The organism is Clostridium nigeriense (genome assembly GCF_050585245.1).
In the GTDB taxonomy this organism is placed as follows: Bacteria; Bacillota; Clostridia; order Clostridiales; family Clostridiaceae; genus Clostridium; species Clostridium nigeriense_A.
Window position 1 is genome coordinate 175,184 of record NZ_JBNOOF010000001.1, and the last position, 21,033, is coordinate 196,216.

The following is a 21,033-nucleotide window of genomic DNA, read 5'->3' on the forward strand; positions in this document are numbered from 1 at the left end:
AAAAATGTAAAGAGAGCAAATATTGTATCTCTTTACATTTTTTACATTTTATTTATTTTTCATTATTTTCTTCTTCTGCTAATTCCATATCATCACTTACAGTTTTTCTTTCATATGTAACCGAAGCAATTACCATATTTAAATCATCTATTATAGAAAGCTCAGATGCAATCTCTAAGTCTCCAGCTCTATATACATATCCATTATTACTTCCATTTATATTTATTTTTATATACTTTGGAAGCTTATCAGCTATACATTCAACTCTTATAGAATCTTTTTCTTTTTGAAGCACCATCCCTTTTTTATTCAAATAATTTTCTCCTTCATAAATAATAGGTATAGTCGAAATTATCTTATCATTATGATTTAATTCTTCTAAATCTAAGTGAATTATTTTATGAGTAACTGGATCTCTTTGAACATCCTTTATTAATGCACTACAACTATCTCCGTCTAAATCAAAATTAATAACTCCATGTTCACCATTTTTTGATATTTCTCTACATAATTCTAATTCTCCAACCTCAAACAAAAAGTCATTTATTTTCTTTCCATAAAGTATTCCCGGAACCTTACCTTCTCTTCTTAATTTTTTAGCATTATTAGATATACTTGTATCTCTCTTATTTAAATTTAGGCTATTCACAAATAACTCCTCCTATAATTCATTTTCTCTTAAAATATTGTTAACATAATTATTATTTTTTATTCAAAATTTACTAATTTACTATTTATTAAATAAATTTAAGGATTTTATTGCATAGTTCTAATTATTAAAATATAATATTTATGTTTGTATAAAACTAATAGGATAACTAATAATATTCTTAAGAAAGAGGGTGCTTTTAGTGTATAAAATGAATCAAAATGAAACTCCACTATTTAACGCATTAATGGAATATGTAAATAGAGAAACTTTACCCTTTCATGTACCTGGACATAAAAAAGGAATTGGAATAGATAAAGATTTTAAAGATTTTATAGGAGAAAATCCTTTTAAAATAGATGTTACAGTATTTAAGCTAGTAGATAGTTTACATCATCCTACAGGACCAATAAAAAAAGCTCAAGAATTAGTAGCTGATGCTTATGGTGCTGATGCTTCATTTTTCTCAATCCATGGTACATCTGGAGCAATACAAGCTATGATTTTATCTGTAGTAAAAGATGGTGATAAAATCCTTGTTCCAAGAAATGTTCATAAATCAGTTACTTCAGGAATTATTTTAAGTGGTGCTAGTCCAGTATTTATGGAACCTGAAATTGATAAAAAGTTAGGTATTGCACATGGAGTCACTCCTGAAACTGTTGCTAAAACTTTAGAAGAAAACCCAGATGCTAAAGCAGTTCTTATTATAAATCCAACTTATTACGGAGTTGCAACTGATATTAAAAAAATTGCTGATATAGTTCATAGCTTTGATATACCATTAATAGTAGATGAAGCTCACGGTCCACATTTAGCTTTTTCAGAAAAGCTACCTATGTCTGCTTTAGAAGCGGGAGCTGATATTTGCGCTCAAAGCACACATAAAATAATAGGCTCTTTAACTCAAGGGTCTTTATTACATGTAAAAAGTAAATATGTTGATCCAAAAAGAGTTCAACAAATAATGAATCTGCTACAAACAACATCACCTTCATATATTTTAATGGCATCTTTAGATTGTGCTAGAAGACAAATTGCTTTAGAAGGAAAGGAATTATTAAATAACGCTATAGAGCTATGTAAGTATACAAGAAATGAAATAAATAAAATTCCTGGTTTCTATTGTTTTGGTGACGAAGTTTTAGGAAAACCTGGTTCTTATTCTTTTGATCCCACTAAGCTTACAATATCATCTAGAGAACTTGGTATTACTGGTTTTGAGTTAGATATGATTTTATCTGAAAAGTATCATATTCAAATGGAATTATCAGATTTTTATAATGTTCTTGCTGTAGGTTCATTTGGAGATACTAAAGAAGGAATGGATATATTAATTTCTGCTCTTAAAGAAATTTCAGAGGAATACTATGGCAAAAGAGAGCCTGTTCAAGATTTCTTAGATATACCTACTATTCCAAAAAAAATTCTAGAACCAAGAGAAGCATTTTATAGTGATAAAACATCTAAGCTGTTAAAAGATAGTGTAGGAGATATTTCGGGAGAATTTTTACTTGCATATCCACCAGGAATACCTGTACTTTGTCCTGGAGAAATAATAACTAAAGAAGTTATAGATTACGTTCATGATTTAAAAAGAGCAAATTTATACGTTCAAGGAACTGAAGATTCCACTGTAAAATATATAAAAATAGTTTCTAAATAAAAATGTATAAAATTAAATTTTATATATCTTAAAAGATTAAAAAGAAGCTATCACAACAAAACTAAATCTGTTAGTGATAGCTTCTTTCTTATTCTAATCCTAAATATTCTTCTAATGTTAAATCACTATTTTCAAAATTTTTACTATTTTCTACTCCTATATATCTAAAGTGCCAAGATTCATACATATATCCAGTAATCCATTCTTTCCCTTCAGGATATCTTAAAATAAATCCATATTTAGTACAATTTTCTTTAAGCCATTTTGCTTCATCAGTGTATTTAAAATCCTCTTCTGCCCAAAGAGATCTATCTACACCACCTATGTCAAAAGCAAGTCCAGTTTGATGTTCGCTAAATCCAGGCTTTGCCGAAAATGTGTCAGCTGAATCTTGTCCATAATTTGATACATAATTATTATATAGTGTATATTGACTCCAGTAACTTCTATATGTAGAAAATGCATTTAAATAAATTCCTTCTTTTGCAGCATCTGTCTTCATTTCCTCAAAAGCTTCTCTTGCCTCAGCACTTTCTCCTGGAGCAAAATCATCAGGTAGTCCATATTCTTTATTTGCAATTAATATTCCATTAATATATGTAGGCTCTCTTAAACTTGCATCTTCACTTGATTTTTCTTCATATTTTTCATTAATACTTCTTAGATTTACATTCTTCTTTGTTTCATTTATATAATTACTTAATTCATCTAATTTACTTTTAGCTTGTTTGTAATTTTTTTCTTTAAATAGATTATTATATTCGTTTATAAGATTATTTACTTCAGCAATTTCATCTTCATTGAAATTATTTAAGCCACTATCATTTATGCTATTAAAGTATTCTTCCAATTCTCTTTCATTGGCAGCACTTAAATCATTTACCTTTGATTTTAATTCTGAAATTAAATTTTCTAATTCGTCACTAATTTTATTAGATAACTTACCTTCTATGTAGCTTATTGAATCACTTATTTTTTTTAATTCTTCATCATCACTATAAAGGTTATTATAGCTATCTTTAATGTATTTAAAGTCCTGTATTGCTTCTAAATTTTCATTAAACCTTTCTCCAGCACTTACTTCTCTTTTTATTAAAGAAAAATGTTTAACTTTTAAAGGAATATATAAAACTGACCACAATACTGTTAAAAATAAAACTACTTTTATAAAATTCAATTTAAATCTTTTTTTATTATTCTTTTTCAAACTTAAACCCCCATCTTTTTTATTTTATTATAATATTATGGTATATTTATTCATTTAAAATCATTTTAATACTTTCTCTTAAATTTTTATCTAATGAATATTCACTTAAATAATAAAGCTTACTATTAATATCATCATCATTTTTATCTAAAGAATAATATGTTACTGCTGCTTCTATACTTAAATTCTCATCTATTTTTTGAAAATTAATAGTTTTAGGATCTCCATCTTCTAACATTGTAATTTCTTCTAAATTTATACTTTCTTTGCCCATTGCAATGTATTTCAAAAATTTTAAATGTCCTTGAGTAAATCTTTCTGCTGCATTTATTAAGTGCTTCAATGTTTTAAATGCATATTCAATTTCACCATTTTTTATAAATACTTTATAAAAATGCTGTATCAACCCAATTACTTGATTATTATTTTTAATTTGTGACATAAATCCTAATATTATAATTTTATTATCATCATTAAAAGCAATTAAATTGTTCATTATCCAATTAACTATTTCGTCTGTTTTAACTCCTTCACTAGCTAATTTACACAATAAGTTAGTAGCTTTTAAATTAAGTTTAGAATTTTTTTGAGAAATTCTTTCAAGAATAGGAACAGCATTCTCATTAAAACTATATATAATCATTAATATTGAATTCTCTACTACGATTGTCCACTCGGAATCTTCAAAATACTTATTAATATATTTAGCAGGCCTATGTATTTTCCCATTTAAAAACTTTGGAATTTCTCCTAAATTTTCTTTACCAATTTTTTTAGCTGCTTCCATTGCAGCAACTTTAACTTCCTCAAAATCATCATATATATCTATTATTCTTAATATTTCATTATAGATTAATTCATCTAATTCTTCCTTAGTTAGCTTAACTTCCTCTATTATTTCTTTAGGTTCCTCTTCTATTTCTTTTTCTTCAACTTTTAAATTTATCTCAATATTTTCATCTTTATCACTATCAATATAATCTACAGTTTTTTTATATTCTTCAATCTTTTCATCAAACTCTTCACTATTTTTATCTTTTATTCTCTTTATAAAACTAAAAATCCCCATTTTTTTCTCCTCCAAGGTCTAATTCGCTTATAATTTCAATTCCATTTTCTTTTAAAATAGTTGCAGTAATTCCTTTCCCAGCTATCTTTTTACTAGTAAAACTGCCATCATATATATAATTTACGCCACAAGAAGGACTTCCTTCTTTTAAAATAGCCTTATTTACATTACTTAATTTTGCTATATATAAAGTTTCATAAGCACCCTTTAAAAACTCTTTAGTAACATCTATATTGTCTTTAGTGACAACCTTGTCTACCTTCTTTATAACACCATTTGCTGTTCCTTTTATCTCAGCTGGTCTTCTAGGTGTTGAAAGGCCACCTAACTGCTCTGGGCATACTAATATTGCCTTTCCTTCCTTAAGTAGTTTAAGACATTGTTCATTTAAGTTATTACTACCACTATATTTACAGTTAACTCCACATAAACAGCTACTTATAAGGTACATATAAACACCTCTTTTCCAATTATAATTATATCACAAAAAGAGACTCTAAAAAATGAGTCTCATTATATTAATTTTCTTTTAATATTATTTAAGTATTACTATCGTTACACCATCTCCGCCTTCACCATATTCTCCCAATCTATAGTCTTTCACATGAGGATGTCTTTTTAGCATATTATTAATAGCTTTTCTAAGTACCCCTGTTCCTTTTCCATGAACAATAGTTACCTCTCCTAAATTAGCCATATATGCTTCATCTAAATACTTATCAACTTTATAACAAGCCTCTTCTGAATCCATACCTCTTAAATCTATTCTACTTTCAATAGATTTTAAGTTTAAATTAAGTTCTCTTCTTTTCTTTTCTTTTTTAGTAGATGTATTATTTAATTTTCTTAAATCCTTAAGCTTAACATTTATTTTCATTATACCTGCTTCAACTTGTACTTCTCCCCTAGAATCTGGCATAGAAATAATAATTACATTTTGATTTAAAGAAGGTAAATAAGCATCCATTCCTAATACGACTTTATCAATTGATTCTCCTTTATTTTCTCTTTCTTTATAAAGTGAAGCTTCTTTCTTTTCTAAGCTATCTTTAAGTTTCTTTCTTTCTTCTTCAAGTCTTGCTCTCCCACCTTGAGCAATACCAAGCTTTTCAAGTTCTCTCATAGCTTTAAGTATTTCATCAGCTTCATCTTTTGCCTTAGAAATAATATTTCTTGCTTCTAATCTTGCATCACTATAAGCTTTATCTCTTACTTCATCTAGTCTTTTTACTTTTTCTTCATATTTTCTTTTTATTTCTTCAGCTTCAATTTTAATCTTTTTAGCTTCTCTTGCATCTCTATTTGCTAAAATACTTTTTTCTTGTAAATCTCTGATTAAATCTTCAAATTTTAGATTTTCAGAAGATATATTTTCCTTAGCCTTAGTTATTACATCTTCTCTAAGACCTAATCTTTTAGATATTTCAAAGGCATTAGATTTTCCTGGAACACCAATTAAAAGTCTATAAGTAGGTTTTAATGTTTCTACATCAAATTCTACAGATGCATTCTCAATTCCTGAAGTTCTTAATGCATAACCTTTTAACTCACTATAGTGAGTAGTTGCAATTATTCTTGAACCTTTACCTCTTAAGGTTTCAATTATTGCAATAGCAAGTGCAGCTCCTTCAACAGGGTCAGTTCCTGAACCAATTTCATCAAATAAAACTAATGAATTATCGTCAGATTTATTGATTATTTTAACAGTATTAGTCATATGAGATGAAAATGTTGATAAAGATTGCTCTATACTTTGTTCATCCCCTATATCTGCAAAGATATTTGTAAAAAAGCTTATACTTGAGTTATCTTTAGCCGGAATTAATAATCCACTTAAACCCATTAGATGTAATAATCCTACTGTCTTTAAAGTAACAGTCTTGCCTCCAGTATTAGGACCAGTAATCATTAATGTGCTAAATTCCTTACCTAAATAAATATCTGAAGGAACTACAATCTTTGAATCAATTAAAGGATGCCTTCCTTGAATTATATCAAAACTCTTATCTTCATTAACCTCCGGACATATAGCATTTAAACTTGATCCATATTTTCCTTTAGCAAATATAAAATCTAACTCAGTTAAAATCTTATAATTGCTTTCCACAGTATCTATAACTTCATATACTCTATTGGATAAATCCATAAGTATTCTTTCTATTTCTGCTTTCTCTTTAAGCTTAAGCTCTTTAATTTCATTATTTAAATTAACAAGACTCATAGGCTCTATAAAAAGTGTAGCTCCTGTTGAACTTTGATCATGCACTAACCCAGGAACTGAGCTTTTATATTCTGATTTAACAGGTAAAACATACCTATCTCCTCTCATAGTATATAATGAATCTTGTAGATATTTTGCATTTGCTCTTACAATAGAGTTAATTTTATCTCTAACAGATGCATTCTTTTCTTTTAAGTTTCTTCTTATAGAACTTAAAGCACCACTAGCTCTATCGCTTATTTCATCTTCAGAAATTATTGATACTTCTATAACTTCTTCTAAAGATTTTATAGGGGTTAAAATATATGCTAAATCTTCTAAAATTATATGTGCAGTTTCATCTTCTCTTCTAGAAATATAGTCCTTAAATCTTCTTGAACACTTAAGCATTGCACCAACTTTAAGTAATTGACCAGCTGTCAGTATCCCTCCCTTTTTTGCCCTTTCAACTCCATCCTTTACATCATGTAATCCTTCAAATGGTGGATTTCCCTTTGTAATTAAAAGGTCTAAAGCTTCATCTGTTTCCTTTAATTTATTTCTAACTTCAAATACAGTTTCATAAGGCTCAAGTTTTTCAATAAGTTCTTTTCCACCTTTAGTAATAGCATAATCTTTAAGCTTTTCTTTTATTTTATTAAATTCTAATACTTTAAGAGTTCTTATTTCCATATTATCTCCTATTCTATACCTCTTCTATAATGACCCTTAGTATATTCACTTGTATTTATTTTTTCTTCACCACTTATCATTTTTATAACTTTTTTAACTTCTTTATAATTTTCATCTCTAAATTCAACTCTAAAGGAATTAACTCCAAGGCTTCTTAAATCTTCTTTTTCTTCAATTAAATTAAGTGGCTTAGGATTTAAGATATAACTTCTACAAAATACATCTGTCATTACTCTAAACTTTTCATTCATCCTATCTATTAAAGTAAATTTATCTCTAGTACATGCCAAGTTACAATCCCTACAAGCTGATTTTTCACCAAAAGTACTTCCAATTGGACAATATTCACTTATCATAAGTTCAGTTTTTCCATAAATAATTCCTTGAACATTCCCTCTATTGCCTTTTAACACAGATTTTATCTCTTTTCTATTTAACTCCAAACTAAGAGTAGGAATATCAATTTCTTGTTGATAAAAATTCAAAGCTTCCGAATTAATTATATTCAATTTATAATCTCCAATTATCGTCATTTCCCTTTGATATTTTCTTATTATACCAACATTAACTGTTACTATACCCTTAATATACGGTTTAATTTTTTCAATTACCTTAATAACATTATTAAATTCACTTTTTATTATATTTGGTACTTTTAAATATATATTTATATTTCTCATGCTAACTAAATCAATTATATCTTTAACTTTTATAGCATCTATATCTCTATTAAAAACATCTACAATTATATCATTAATATTCTCTTCTAATAGAGCATTTAACTGTTCATTTGTGATACATTGATACATAATATCTAAATCTAAATTTTTAAAAACTTCTTTTTTGATTTTATTTATCTTTTCAGGTCTTCTTCTTCTATATGATTTAGTAATTGATTTTTGAATACCTTCTACAGCTTCTCTTCTTAAATTATTTAAATCACTTACTCTTAAGAATCCATCTTCAAAATCTGTAAACTCAACATTATCTATTTTAAATACACAATCTGAAGATTTATTTAATGCCTCAATAATTCTTTCTTTACTTAAAGGCTTTTTTTCAGCCCTTTCAACTACTTCACCTAAAAATTCATATTCTTTGTTATTATAATTAATAGTTATCTTTAAAGGTTCTGCTATCTTAAAACTAACTTTAGCCTTTAAAGCAATCTTTCTATTATATGATTTCAATGAGTCTTCTAAAGAATCAAAAAGCTTTTTATCTGAGGATTTAAATATTTCATCTCCTACCTTATATGCAGTTGGAAATATCTTAACTTTATCCCCTCTTTTAGCTTCTTTAACCTCATTTCCATTCTTTAAAATCTTATTTACGTTATATCCTGTATCTCTAAATCTAAAACCATCACCTAACGCAATATCTTCTTTTAAAATTATTTCACTGTTTTTTTCTATTCTACCAAGAGGAAGTCCTGTATTTCTTGGACTATTAAAGCTCATCATATCCTTACCTAAATTCTTATGTAGGTAAGCTGTTGAAAAACCCCCTCTATTAAAAAGTTGAAGTAATTGCCTTTTTCCTTTACTTACATTATATTCAGTATTATTCAATTCTTTTTCTACAGCTTTTTTATAATTATCAACTACCCCTGCAACATATTCTGCTCTTTTCATTCTACCTTCAATTTTTAATGAATATGTTCCAGAATCTATAATATCTTTTATATCTTCAAGTGTACATGTATCCTTTGGGCTTAAAAGATGGGCTTTTCTTTCCCCTGATGTTTCTCCTTTTAAAGTATATTCCATTCTACATGGCTGAGCACATCTTCCTCTATTCCCGCTTCTTCCTCCTATCATAGAGCTCATAAGACATTGTCCTGAATAAGATATACATAAAGCACCATGAACAAAAATTTCCGTTTCTATTCCTAAATCCTTTGATATATATTTCACTTCATCTACTGAAAGTTCTCTAGATAGTACAATTCTATGAAATCCTCTTTCTTTAAAGAATAATGCCCCTTCTCCATTATGTATAGTCATTTGAGTTGAAGCATGTATTTCAAGATCAGGATAATCCTCCTTAATTCTTTTAAATAATCCAAGATCCTGTAATATTATTGCATCTACACCGATTTCATATAAAAAGCCAACATATCTTACTGCTTCTTCAATTTCATTTTCCTTTAATATAGTATTTAACGTTACATATACCTTAGCTCCATAGCTATGTACATAATCAACAGCTTTAATCATATTATCATTATCGAAATTAGAGGCATAAGCCCTTGCTGAAAACTTATTTCCCCCTAAATAAACGGCATCGGCACCTTTATTCATTGCAGCAATAAGACTCTCCATGCTCCCGGCTGGAGCTAAAATCTCAACTTTATTCATAAATAATTCTCCTAAGCTTTAGTTTATAATTATCTAAAATCTTTCTTATTATATATAACACAATTTTTATTATTTTTCTATTGTGATATTTAATTACTCTAAAAAATTTTAAAGGAGATGCAAAATCATCTCCTGAAAAATCATATTATTTTAGTAATGCATTAGTTTTTTTCTTTTCGTTTGCTAAATTAACTTGGGCATCTAATAATTTTTTTTCTAAATCCAATACCTTATATTTTAAATTTTGGAACTGGAATTTAGTTTCTTTATGCCTTTCTTTTAGCTTGTCTTTTTCTAACTTACTCTTATTATATTCTTCTTCCATTATTCTATAATCTTCATTTAATTTAATAAATTTATCTCTATATAATTTTTCATTATCTTTGAGTATATCATTATTTTCTCTAGTAGTTTTTACTTCTTTATAAGAATTTTCAACCTCTTCTCTAAGAGTTAAATTTTCAGCTTTTAAATCTTCAATAGCCTTCTTTAATTCATCAATATTTTCAGACTCATCTCTAATTTCCTTAATTCTTTCCTTAAGTGTTGAATTTCTTTCTTCTAAAGAAGCATTTTTCTTCAAAAGACTTTCAATCTCTTTATCTGCTTTATATAGCTCATCAGTTATGTTTATAGCCACTAATGTTGCGCCAGCTGTTGAACTTAACTTTCTATTACTTGACATTATATCTTTAACTTTTTCATCTACATAATTAGCTATTTTTAATAAATACTCTTCGCTTTCTCTACCCTTTAAATTATACTCCATACCATTTATATTAATTGTAACAGTATTCATAATACACCTCGTTAACATAATAATTATATTAATTTAATTTTAACATAAAAATATATAATTATATATATGAAATTATAATCTAATTATAGTTTTAATAAAATTTAAAGTATAAAATTTCAAACAATAAAAATAAAGATACCTTAGATAGATGTTTATCTAAGATATCTAAAATTTAATTATTCTTCACTTTTACCTATTTATTTAATTATTATCTTAAAGTAGCACCAAGCTTATATTCAAGGCTTCTTAAAATCTTATCATGAACTTTATTTACATCATTATCAGTTAATGTTCTTCTTTCATCTCTATAAGCTATTGCATAAGCTATACTTTTCTTTCCTTCAGGAATTTGAGCTCCTTTATAAATATCAAATAATTCTACTTTTTCTACTAGATTTCCACCAGCTTTTTTAATAGTCTCTTCTATTTCTTGAACTAAGATCTCATCATTTACAAGTAAAGCAATATCTCTTGTAACTGCTGGGAACTTAGGTAAAGCCTTGTATTTTCTATCTGTCTTAGAATATTCAAATAATAAATCTAAGTTTAATTCTGCTAAATAACAATTTACATCTACTTCATAGTTTTCTGAAACATCTGGATGTACTTCCCCTAAAACACCAACCTTTTTATTACCTATCATTAAAGCTGCTGTTTTTCCTGGATGGTAACTTGGATTATCACTTTCTCTTACAAACATTACCTTATTTAAGCCTAACACTTCAAGAGCGTTTTCAACTATTCCTTTTAAATCTAAATAATCACAATTACCATACATTCCAATAGTTAAAATATTCTTTTCAGTTGGTATAACACTTTCATCTTCATTAGGAATATATACTTTTCCTATTTCAAATAGTCTTGCATACTCATTATTTCTTGAATAATTTCTTCCTAAACATTCCATCATAGAGTGAATAGTAGTTGTTCTCATAACTGAGTAATCTTCCCCTAATGGATTTTTGATTTTTATAACCTTTCTTAATTCACTATCATCAGGAAGATTGATTTTATCAAATACCTTAGGTGATATAAATGAATAACTTATCGATTGATTTAAACCACTTGATACCATATTACTAACCATTAAATCTCTTAGTAATTCATTTTTGTACTTAGGCTCTCTGCCAGTCGAAATGTTAAATATAGTTGCTGGCACATTATCATATCCATAAATTCTTGCAATTTCTTCAGCTATGTCTTCTTTTATAGCAATATCTATTCTAAAAGTAGGTATTGTTATATCTAAATCATCTCCATTTATTTCTGTTTTTAGTTCTAATAAATCAAGATACTTCTTCATATCTCCAGCAGAAATTTCTGTTCCTAAGAACTTATTTATCCATTTAGAATCTACAGTAATATGTCCCTCTTCCTTTTTAGAGTTATATATATCTATAGTTCCTTCCATAACTTCTCCACAACCAAGCTCACATACTAATGCACAAGCTCTATTTATAGCTAACTCAGCAAGGTTTGGATCTATGTCTTTTTCAAATCTTGATGAACTTTCACTTCTTAAATTTAACTTTTTAGAATTAACTCTAATATTAGTTCCATCAAAATTTGCTGCTTCAAATATAACTTCTGTTGTATCATCTTGAATTTCTGAATTTAATCCACCCATAATTCCTGCAAGACCTATAGAGGTTTCATTGTCCTTTATACAAAGATATGATGAGTCTAAATTTCTTTCAATTCCATCTAAAGTAACAAATACCTCATCATCTTTTGCTCTCTCAACTACAATCTTACCACTTTTAATTTCTCTTGCATCAAAGGCATGCATAGGTTCACCTATTTCTAACATAACAAAGTTAGTAATATCAACTATATTATTTATAGGTCTAACCCCTGCTTCTAATAGTCTTTCTTGCATCCAACCTGGTGAAGGCATAACTTTAACATTTTTAACACCTCTAGCCATATATCTTCTGCAAAGCGAGTCTCTAACTTCAACTTTTATTTTATCATTTATATTTTCATTACTCTTTACTTCATAGTTTAAGTTTGGCATCTTATAAGCTGTTCCTAAAGTTGCTGCAGTTTCTCTTGCCATACCAACAATACTTAAACAATCTGGTCTATTTGAAGTAATATCAAAATCTAGAATTGATTTGTTAAGATTTAAATATTCTTTAATATCCATTCCAAGTGGAGCATCAGCTGGTAATATCATAAGGCCATGTACAGGTTCATCTCCTGCTATGCCAAGCTCTTCTTCAGAACAAAACATACCATTAGATACTACTCCTCTAAGTTTACCTTTTTTAATTTCAGTTCCATCAGCTAAAATTGATTTATGAAGAGCAACTGGAACTATGTCTTGCTCCTTCATATTAGTTGCTGCTGTAACTATTTGAATTGTTTCTTTTCCAATATCAACTTGACACACCTTTAGTTTATCAGCATCCGGATGTTGTGTTATTTCTACAATTTTACCTGTAACAATGTTTTTAATTTCATCACCTTGAGTAATAACCTCTTCTAGTGCTGATCCTGATAAAGTTAATCTATCTCCAAGTTCTTTTGCATCTATATTTACTTCAACGTAATCTTTAAGCCAATTAAATGGTACCTTCATATCCTTTACCTCCTGTTAATTAAAATTGATTTAAGAATCTCATATCACTTTCATATAATAATCTGATGTCATCAATGCCATATTTAAGCATAACCATTCTATCAACACCAAATCCGAAGGCAAATCCACTATATACTTCTGGATCTATACCACAGTTTCTAAGTACTTGTGGATGAACCATCCCACATCCTAATAGTTCTATCCAACCGCTTCCCTTGCAAACTCTACATCCCTTACCTTCACAAACAAAGCAAGTTGCATCCATTTCTGCTGAAGGTTCTGTAAATGGGAAGTGATGAGGTCTAAATTTAGTTTTAACCTTATCTCCAAACATCTTTTTAGCAAAAAGCTCTAATGTACCCTTAAGATCAGCAAAAGTTACACCTTTATCTATCACTAATCCTTCCATTTGATAGAATATTGGTGAGTGAGTTGCATCAACTGCATCTGATCTATAAACTTTACCAGGTCCTATCATTTTTATTGGAGGAGTTTGATTTTCCATAACTCTTATTTGAACTGGTGAAGTTTGAGTTCTTAACACTAAATTATCATTTATATAAAATGTATCTTGTTCGCTTCTTGCTGGATGATTTTTAGGTATGTTCAAGGCCTCAAAATTATAATAATCTAACTCTACCTCTGGTCCTTCTTCTATCGTGAATCCCATAGATATAAAGATATCCTTCATACTTTCTAAAGTTAGATCAAGAGGATGTCTCTTACCTATCATATTTTTCTTTCCTGGCATAGAAATATCTATAATTTCAGAAGCTAATTTGTCATTTTTCTCCTTTTCCTTAATTGCATTAAGTTTTTCTTCTATTTTATCTTCAACTTCTTTTTTTACTTCATTAACAAGTTTTCCTACTACTGGTCTTTCCTCTTTAGATAAACCTCCCATACTTCTTAGTATAGTTGTTAATTCTCCTTTTTTCCCTAGATACTTTACTCTTATTTCTTCTAATTTTGAACTGCTATCTGCACTTGTTAATTCATTAAATGCATTTTCTTTAATAGACATTAACTTTTCTTGCATTTTTCTTCCTCCCTTATTAATATAATTAGAAAATATAATTTTCTAAAAAATAAAAAAACTCCGTCCCCTATAAAGGGACGAAGTGTCGCGTTACCACCCTAATTGGTTAAGAAACCTTAACCCAACTTAATTTAAATAACGGAAAATCCGCTAGAAACTACTATTATTTCACTTCTAGAACTCCTGAGCGAACTTCAATATAAATTTCTTTGAAACAGCTTACAGTCTTAGACCATTTCTCCCTGAAAAGTCCTTTATATCTACTTTCTCATTCACAGTTTTTACATATTTATTTTACAACTAATTATACAAATAAATATAAATAATTTCAATAGTAATTTTGAATTATTACTAAATCAAATTTTGTCTTACTTTTTCGAATAAAATAATTGAAGTGGCAATAGATACATTTAGTGATTCTGCTCCTCCAGGCATTGGAATTTTCACTTTTTTATCTGCTAACTCAAAAAGTTCATCACTTATTCCATTACCTTCATTTCCAACTGCTAAAACTATTTTACCCTTAAGATCTTCTTCAAAAAAGTTCCTTGATTCTTTTAAGGATGTTGCAACTAAACTAAATCCATCCTTCTTTAGATTTCTTATTATAGTAAAATCTTTATCATCATAAAATATAGGGACATAGAATATAGATCCCATAGTAGATCTAATAGTTTTATCATTATATATATCCACAGTTCCCTTTGTTAAAACTATTCCATCCACTCCTGCTGCATGAGCAGTTCTAATAATAGTTCCTAAATTTCCTGGGTCTTGAACCTTATCACAAATTAAAAAGAAATCTCCAATTAAATCTTTTTTCTTGTCATTTTTTTTAATAACAGCTATAATTCCCTGGGGATTTTCCGTTGATGCTACTTGCATAAACAAATTATTAGCTAATATATTTATTTTATTACTTGAAATATTGTTTTCTAGTAATACTCCATTAAACTTATTTTCATAATCTTTAGATATAATAATATATTCTATATCCATATTTGCTTTTATAGCTTCTTCTATCAAACGAAGTCCTTCTAAAATAAAAAGTCCTTCTTTATCTCTAAATCTTCTTTCCTTAAGTTTTTTTACAAACTTAAATAAGTTATTATCTTTACTTTCTATATAAATCAAAGCAACCACCTCATTAGTTTGATTTAACTATCATGCCTTCTAATCTGCTTAAATCCTCTGCGGAACCTATAGCAACTATTATATCATTTTCTTCAATTATATCATCTGCTGATGGAGATAAATTAACTTTATTCTCTCTCTTTATAGCCATTACATTAATTCCATATTTGCTTCTAAGCTTTAATTTGTTCAATGTACTTCCAGACCATTCCCTTAATGCCTGAATTTCCATAATACTATAATCTTCTGATAACTCAATATAATCTAAAATATTTGCCGATACTAAGTTATGCGCAACTCTAATTCCCATATCCTTTTCTGGAAGTACTACTCTATCAGCTCCAATTTTATATAATACCTTTTCATGTAAATCACTATGACCCTTGGCAATTATATATTTCACACCTAGTTCTTTAACTAGTAAAGTAGCCATAATACTTGATTGAATATTATCACCTATTGTAACTACTGCTACATCAAAATTTCTTATACCTAAAGATTTTAATGCATTTTCATCAGTTGCATCTAATTGAACTGCATGAGTAACACTATCTGCTATTTCTTGAACTACATCCTCATCTTTATCTATAGCTAATACATCATTTCCTAAAGAATATAGCGTTTTAGCTATTGAAGAACCAAATCTTCCAAGTCCTATAATTACAAACTGTTTATTAGCCAACTACTTCATCTCCTATCCAATTAAAATTTTTCCTTCTGGATATTTGTACCCTAATTTCTTTTTCTTTCTTGTTAAAGCTAACATTACTGTTAATGGACCAACTCTTCCAAGATACATCATAAAGATAATGAGAATCTTTCCTATTAAGCTTAATTTAGGTGTTAATCCAAGTGTTAAGCCAACAGTTCCTAAAGCTGATACAGATTCATAAAGCAAATCAATAAAACTAACCCCAACCTCTGTATATGATAATATCATAGTTACAATAATTACTAAAGATAATCCTATAAATACAATAGTAAAAGCCTTATAAACTATTTCCTTCGTAAATTTTCTCCCAAAGACTTCAGTATCTTCTCTTCCTTTAATTACAGAAATAACTGTTAAAACTAAAATGCTACAAGTAACTGTTTTTAAGCCTCCAGCAGTAGATCCTGGTGAGCCACCAACAAACATTAAAATTATAGTTAAGAACTTACTAGCTAAAGTCATACCGCTAGTTGAAACACTATTAAATCCTGCTGTTCTCGGAGATACTGACGCAAAAAATGAATTTAAAAATTTATCTCTTATATTCATAGAACCTATAGTCTCTGGATTACTATATTCAAATAACAACATTAATATAGATCCAGTGAAAATTAATATACCAGTAGTTATAAGAACTAATTTAGAATGAACTGAAAAATTTTTTATTCCTTTAAATTCATAAATTTCTAAAAGTACAGCAAAACCTAATCCTCCAATAATAATAAGCGCACTTATTACTAAAATTACAACAAAATTATTTGAAAAATCAACAAGACTTGTTCCAAACAAATCAAATCCAGCATTACAAAATGCTGATATAGAGTGAAAGATACTATAAAATACCCCTTTACTTAATCCATATTCAGGTACAAATTGAGTTGATAATAATAATGCTCCAAAAAACTGAACTGATACAGTAAAAATTAAAATATATTTGACCATTTTAACAAGTCCCTGAATAGAATGTGTATTCATAGCTTCTTGCATAACCAATCTTTCTCTTAAAGTAATTTTCTTTCCTAAAATTAAAGATAGAAATACTGCAAAAGACATAAATCCAAGTCCACCAATTTCTATTAAAGTCATTATAACAGTTTGACCAAATATACTCCAATGTGTACTAGTATTCAATGTTATTAATCCAGTAACACAAACTGCAGAAGTAGACGTAAACATGGCATCTAAAAAATTAGTAACTTCTCCACTTTTTGATGAAATAGGTAGAGTAAGTAAGCCTGCACCAATTAATACTAATGCTAAAAATCCTAGTGATAATATTTGAGCCCCATTTAACTTAAAAAAATTTTTAAGGTTATGTTGCATATCTTCACCTCACAGATATACTAAATTTTGTACTAACACTAATTATTGTACACTATTTTTGCAATTTTATTTCTATTTTATCTACAAAAAATGCGACCACTAGGTCGCAGTAAATTATTTATTTAATTGACTTTTTGCTAATTCTACTAAATCTGCAAATGCTTTTGGATCATTGATAGCTATTTCTGATAACATCTTTCTGTTCATATCTATTCCAGCTAATTTGATTCCGTTTATGAATTTTGAATAAGAAAGACCATTCATTCTTGTAGCTGCATTAATTCTTGCTATCCAAAGTCTTCTAAAATCTCTCTTCTTTAATCTTCTTCCAACATAAGCATTTCTTAAAGCTCTAATTACTGATTCATTAGCAGTTTTGAATAATCTACTCTTTCCACCGTAGTAACCTTTTGCAAGCTTTAATACTTTTTTATGATTTTTACGTGAATTTACCGCTCTTTTAACTCTTGCCATGCTCCAATCCTCCTATAATCTTATAAATATGGTAATAATTTTTTCATTGCTTTTTCTTGAGTTGTTGAAACATAAGCTGTTTTTCTTAAGTTTCTCTTTCTCTTAGAGCTTTTCTTAGTTAATATATGGCTCTTAAAAGCTTTAGCTCTCTTTAATTTTCCAGTTCCAGTCTTTTTAAATCTTTTTGCTGCACCTCTGTGTGTTTTCATTTTTGGCATAATAAAATCCTCCTCTCAAATTATGCTTTAATAATAAGTTTAAAAATAACTAAGATATTTAAAAACTTATACAAAATAAAAAAGACAGCATTATGCCGTCCTCACAATATCCATTCTTTAATTTAAGTATCAATAAATTAAAATAGAATATACTACCTTACTAAGCTATGCCGTAAGGTGAGAAACGGCTTTGTTCCTTCTTAACAATAGTAATTATATTATTTGACAAAAAACTTGTCAATATGATTTTATAATTTAACTTGCTTTTCAACACATAATATACATTCATTACAAAAATACACCTTATTTTCAAAAACGCTTTCAATAGTATCCATAAACTCTTTATTATTACAATTCTTCTTACCATGTATTATAACTCTTTTTGGTGCATTAGTTATTAATCCACTAATTATAATATCTTCCATTTTTACATCACTATCAACTTTACATTCAATTAATTCTTTCATAAATTCTTTGAATATATCATTTTTATTTCTATCTATAATTAAATAATTCCCCCCTTCCTCTATTACTATATTTACTTCTTCAATTTTACTTTCCTGAATCTCTACAAAATATTTTAAAAGCTTAATAAACTCCTTATACTCCTTTTCAACCATATAACTTTCTATAACTTTATCAATTATATCTTCTATATCTTCTCTAAGTTCTTTCATTCTAAACCTGATAAAACCATTTATATTAATTTCAGAGTTTTCTTCTAGACAATTCTTAATTTTTTCAATTATAGAATTTATTTTATTCATGCAATATATTAGATTATCAAAATTTAAAGCTTCATTTCCTAATAAAATCTGCATAATTTTTTCTTCAACCTCAATTATTTCATCTTGTTTTAAAAAGAAATAATTTTCAGTTAAATAATCAAACATTTCTTTTTCTTTATATTCTTCTAAAACAATTTTATATAGTACATTACTTATATATAAATTAATAATTTCTTTAACTCTTTCATTAAAACTATTATCATCACATAATATCTTTATAATGTGATTATCCAATTCCACACTTTCAACTATTCCTATTTTAATGTCTTTTTTCTTTAGGACTGATCTTAACTCCTGAATTTCTCCTACAAAATCTAAGTCGCTGTTGTAAACAAGTCTTAATACAAGCATGGATTCCACTCCCTTTCTAATAATAGTATGTATAAAAAAATTAACTATATTCAAAAATTATTTCTTAGTAATCGACAAATAACTTTTAATATTTTATAATAAATTAACTAAATTTATTTAGGAGGTTATTATGGTTTGTTTTGTTGACTATAGAACAACTTATCCTGAAAAAGAAAAATTAAGTTCTTTTGGCCTAGAAATTATTGAAATTCCAATATGTAATAATTTATATGAAGCTATAAATGGACATGTTGATATTCAATTTAATATATTAGATAAGAAGTCTAAAAAGGTAATTATAAACAAAAATATAAACAAAAATTTCAAAAATAGGCTGAGAGATAAAGGAATAACTTATATAGAAAGTAAAAATTCACTAAAGGATAGTTATCCAAATAATATTATATTAAATGCTTTAATTTTAGAAAATTATTTTATACATAACTTAAAATTTACAGATGAAAACTTACTTAATAATCAAAAAAATAAAATTTTAATAAATGTTAAGCAAGGCTATACTAAATGTTCTTGTTTATATGTTTCTGATAAAGCATTAATAACAAATGATTCTGGTATATATAACACCCTATGCAAGTATGATTTTGATATCCTACTATTGCCACCTGGTGATATTATTCTAGAAGGCTTAAATTATGGATTTATTGGTGGCACAGGGGGATTAATAAATAATACTACAATGGCTTTTTTTGGAGACTTAAATCATTATAAATATGGTAATAAAGTCGTTTCATTTTTAAGTAAATATAACGTTAAACCTATTTATTTAAAAAATAGTAAACTTACTGACAGAGGAAGTCTTTTTGTAATTTAATCTTTTATATAATACGTATTTTCTATATAAATGTTTCTATATAATAATAAAATAGAAGGCGAACTCGCCTTCTATTTTATTATTATATTTTTTATTTCATCTATTTTAAATTTCATATCATTATTAATATTACTATTTTCTCTTTGAAGCTTGTCTAATATGGCTTCTATTTCATTTAACACTCTTATCTTATCTTCTATATCTTGATTTCCTCTCCCCAGTTTATCACATATAAATAGTAATATTATATCATTATAATTTTTACTTTTTATAAGATTAGGAATATCAGAAAAAGGTAAATCCTTTAATATATAAATATGATGCATGTGAAACCTAATTATTTGACTAATATCATTTACTTCTTCATCTTCTATATAATACTTCAATATATTATATGTAATTTTTTCTCCTTCAGTATCATGATTATATGATCTATATCTTCCTTTTATAAATTCAGTAGTAGTTATTTTTCCTATATCATGAAATAAAGCTGACCACATAAATACTTCCTTATTATTAGCAAAATTTCTAACCTTAGCTGCAAAATCAATAACCATCTTAGTGTGATTCCACACATTTCCTTCCGGATGAAACTTCTTATCTTGAGGAACATCTTTTAACTTTGCTAACAATTCAAAAATGCTATTATTACACTCTTCTTCTCCCATTAATTTTTCAATTTCAATAGAAGGATTTTCACTATTTAATAATATATCATTTATTATTTTAAATGCGTCCAAACTAACACCTCCTATTAGTATTATCTTCATATATAAAATTTTTATTTACGTATAAGTATCAAAAATACAATCTATGTATATACTATTAATATAAAATCTGGCACTATAGCCAAGTGGTAAGGCAGAGGTCTGCAAAACCTTTATTCCCCAGTTCAAATCTGGGTGGTGCCTCCAAAAAAAGATTGCACAGAAATT

18 protein-coding genes, 1 tRNA gene and 1 other annotated feature are annotated in these 21,033 nt (G+C 27.4%); of the genes, 3 read left to right on the forward strand and 16 right to left on the reverse strand.

Going from position 1 to position 21,033, the window contains the following annotated elements:
• Positions 1-52 precede the first annotated feature (52 nt).
• Positions 53-649, reverse strand: a complete 597-nt coding sequence (locus ACQPUY_RS00915; protein ID WP_430838999.1) for a 50S ribosomal protein L25 — start codon at positions 647-649, stop codon at positions 53-55.
• Between the two features lie 202 nt (positions 650-851).
• Between ACQPUY_RS00915 and ACQPUY_RS00920 the strand changes: the two genes are divergently transcribed.
• Positions 852-2,315: an aminotransferase class I/II-fold pyridoxal phosphate-dependent enzyme gene (locus ACQPUY_RS00920; protein WP_430839000.1), complete on the forward strand. Its 1,464-nt coding sequence runs from the start codon at positions 852-854 to the stop codon at positions 2,313-2,315.
• 88 nt (positions 2,316-2,403) lie between these two features.
• On the opposite strand, the gene ACQPUY_RS00925 is transcribed toward ACQPUY_RS00920, so the two are convergent.
• From ACQPUY_RS00925 to ytxC, 14 genes are all read right to left on the reverse strand, one after another.
• A complete protein-coding gene (locus ACQPUY_RS00925; RefSeq protein ID WP_430839001.1) occupies positions 2,404-3,522 on the reverse strand; it encodes a M15 family metallopeptidase in 1,119 nt (372 codons plus the stop codon).
• 46 nt (positions 3,523-3,568) lie between these two features.
• A complete protein-coding gene (locus ACQPUY_RS00930) occupies positions 3,569-4,591 on the reverse strand; it encodes a hypothetical protein (RefSeq protein WP_430839002.1) in 1,023 nt (340 codons plus the stop codon).
• Positions 4,578-5,042, reverse strand: coding sequence for a DUF523 domain-containing protein (locus ACQPUY_RS00935; RefSeq protein WP_430839003.1), 465 nt, complete (start codon positions 5,040-5,042; stop codon positions 4,578-4,580). The genes ACQPUY_RS00930 and ACQPUY_RS00935 overlap by 14 nt, the downstream gene beginning before the upstream one ends.
• Positions 5,043-5,126: 84 nt before the next feature.
• Complete coding sequence (locus ACQPUY_RS00940) at positions 5,127-7,484, reverse strand: endonuclease MutS2 (RefSeq protein WP_430839005.1); 2,358 nt, start codon at positions 7,482-7,484, stop codon at positions 5,127-5,129.
• Positions 7,485-7,492: 8 nt separating this feature from the next.
• A complete protein-coding gene (locus ACQPUY_RS00945) occupies positions 7,493-9,844 on the reverse strand; it encodes a DUF3656 domain-containing U32 family peptidase (RefSeq protein WP_430839006.1) in 2,352 nt (783 codons plus the stop codon).
• Positions 9,845-9,989: 145 nt separating this feature from the next.
• Complete coding sequence (gene zapA, locus ACQPUY_RS00950; RefSeq protein ID WP_430839007.1) at positions 9,990-10,643, reverse strand: cell division protein ZapA; 654 nt, start codon at positions 10,641-10,643, stop codon at positions 9,990-9,992.
• Positions 10,644-10,851: 208 nt separating this feature from the next.
• Positions 10,852-13,227 carry a phenylalanine--tRNA ligase subunit beta gene (pheT, locus tag ACQPUY_RS00955; protein ID WP_430839008.1) on the reverse strand — a complete coding sequence of 792 codons (2,376 nt, stop codon included), beginning with the start codon at positions 13,225-13,227 and terminating at the stop codon, positions 10,852-10,854.
• 19 nt (positions 13,228-13,246) lie between these two features.
• Positions 13,247-14,266, reverse strand: a complete 1,020-nt coding sequence (gene pheS, locus ACQPUY_RS00960) for a phenylalanine--tRNA ligase subunit alpha (protein WP_430839010.1) — start codon at positions 14,264-14,266, stop codon at positions 13,247-13,249.
• A gap of 70 nt (positions 14,267-14,336) precedes the next feature.
• Positions 14,337-14,551: a binding site (T-box leader), on the reverse strand.
• A gap of 66 nt (positions 14,552-14,617) precedes the next feature.
• On the reverse strand, positions 14,618-15,400 hold the full coding sequence (locus ACQPUY_RS00965) for a TrmH family RNA methyltransferase (RefSeq protein WP_430839011.1): 783 nt from the start codon (positions 15,398-15,400) through the stop codon (positions 14,618-14,620).
• Positions 15,401-15,413: 13 nt separating this feature from the next.
• Positions 15,414-16,082, reverse strand: coding sequence for a potassium channel family protein (locus tag ACQPUY_RS00970; RefSeq protein ID WP_430839014.1), 669 nt, complete (start codon positions 16,080-16,082; stop codon positions 15,414-15,416).
• Between the two features lie 12 nt (positions 16,083-16,094).
• Entirely contained in the window at positions 16,095-17,435 is a 1,341-nt protein-coding gene (locus ACQPUY_RS00975; RefSeq protein ID WP_430839016.1) for a TrkH family potassium uptake protein, read from the reverse strand.
• A 114-nt stretch (positions 17,436-17,549) separates the two neighbouring features.
• A complete protein-coding gene (rplT, locus tag ACQPUY_RS00980) occupies positions 17,550-17,909 on the reverse strand; it encodes a 50S ribosomal protein L20 (protein WP_066892995.1) in 360 nt (119 codons plus the stop codon).
• A 20-nt stretch (positions 17,910-17,929) separates the two neighbouring features.
• Positions 17,930-18,127: a 50S ribosomal protein L35 gene (gene rpmI, locus ACQPUY_RS00985; protein ID WP_008679235.1), complete on the reverse strand. Its 198-nt coding sequence runs from the start codon at positions 18,125-18,127 to the stop codon at positions 17,930-17,932.
• Positions 18,128-18,375: 248 nt separating this feature from the next.
• Complete coding sequence (gene ytxC / locus ACQPUY_RS00990; RefSeq protein ID WP_430839018.1) at positions 18,376-19,266, reverse strand: putative sporulation protein YtxC; 891 nt, start codon at positions 19,264-19,266, stop codon at positions 18,376-18,378.
• Between the two features lie 130 nt (positions 19,267-19,396).
• On the opposite strand from ytxC, the gene ACQPUY_RS00995 reads away from it, so the two are divergent.
• The gene (locus tag ACQPUY_RS00995) at positions 19,397-20,098 is read left to right on the forward strand and encodes a DUF6873 family GME fold protein (protein ID WP_430839019.1); all 702 of its coding nucleotides are present in this window, start codon (positions 19,397-19,399) and stop codon (positions 20,096-20,098) included.
• Positions 20,099-20,169: 71 nt separating this feature from the next.
• On the opposite strand, the gene ACQPUY_RS01000 is transcribed toward ACQPUY_RS00995, so the two are convergent.
• Positions 20,170-20,838, reverse strand: a complete 669-nt coding sequence (locus ACQPUY_RS01000; protein ID WP_430839020.1) for an HD domain-containing protein — start codon at positions 20,836-20,838, stop codon at positions 20,170-20,172.
• A gap of 99 nt (positions 20,839-20,937) precedes the next feature.
• Here ACQPUY_RS01000 and ACQPUY_RS01005 point away from each other — a divergent pair.
• Positions 20,938-21,012 (forward strand) — tRNA-Cys (locus ACQPUY_RS01005).
• Positions 21,013-21,033 lie beyond the last annotated feature (21 nt).

Coding starts and splice junctions, on each gene's coding strand:
- ACQPUY_RS00930 (WP_430839002.1), bottom strand. CDS start 4,591: ATGGGGATTTTTAGTTTTATAAAGAGAATAAAAGATAAAAATAGTGAA.
- ACQPUY_RS00935 (WP_430839003.1), bottom strand. CDS start 5,042: ATGTACCTTATAAGTAGCTGTTTATGTGGAGTTAACTGTAAATATAGT.
- ACQPUY_RS00940 (WP_430839005.1), bottom strand. CDS start 7,484: ATGGAAATAAGAACTCTTAAAGTATTAGAATTTAATAAAATAAAAGAA.
- ACQPUY_RS00945 (WP_430839006.1), bottom strand. CDS start 9,844: ATGAATAAAGTTGAGATTTTAGCTCCAGCCGGGAGCATGGAGAGTCTT.
- zapA (WP_430839007.1), bottom strand. CDS start 10,643: ATGAATACTGTTACAATTAATATAAATGGTATGGAGTATAATTTAAAG.
- pheT (WP_430839008.1), bottom strand. CDS start 13,227: ATGAAGGTACCATTTAATTGGCTTAAAGATTACGTTGAAGTAAATATA.
- pheS (WP_430839010.1), bottom strand. CDS start 14,266: ATGCAAGAAAAGTTAATGTCTATTAAAGAAAATGCATTTAATGAATTA.
- ACQPUY_RS00975 (WP_430839016.1), bottom strand. CDS start 17,435: ATGCAACATAACCTTAAAAATTTTTTTAAGTTAAATGGGGCTCAAATA.
- rplT (WP_066892995.1), bottom strand. CDS start 17,909: ATGGCAAGAGTTAAAAGAGCGGTAAATTCACGTAAAAATCATAAAAAA.
- rpmI (WP_008679235.1), bottom strand. CDS start 18,127: ATGCCAAAAATGAAAACACACAGAGGTGCAGCAAAAAGATTTAAAAAG.
- ytxC (WP_430839018.1), bottom strand. CDS start 19,266: ATGCTTGTATTAAGACTTGTTTACAACAGCGACTTAGATTTTGTAGGA.
- ACQPUY_RS00995 (WP_430839019.1), top strand. CDS start 19,397: ATGGTTTGTTTTGTTGACTATAGAACAACTTATCCTGAAAAAGAAAAA.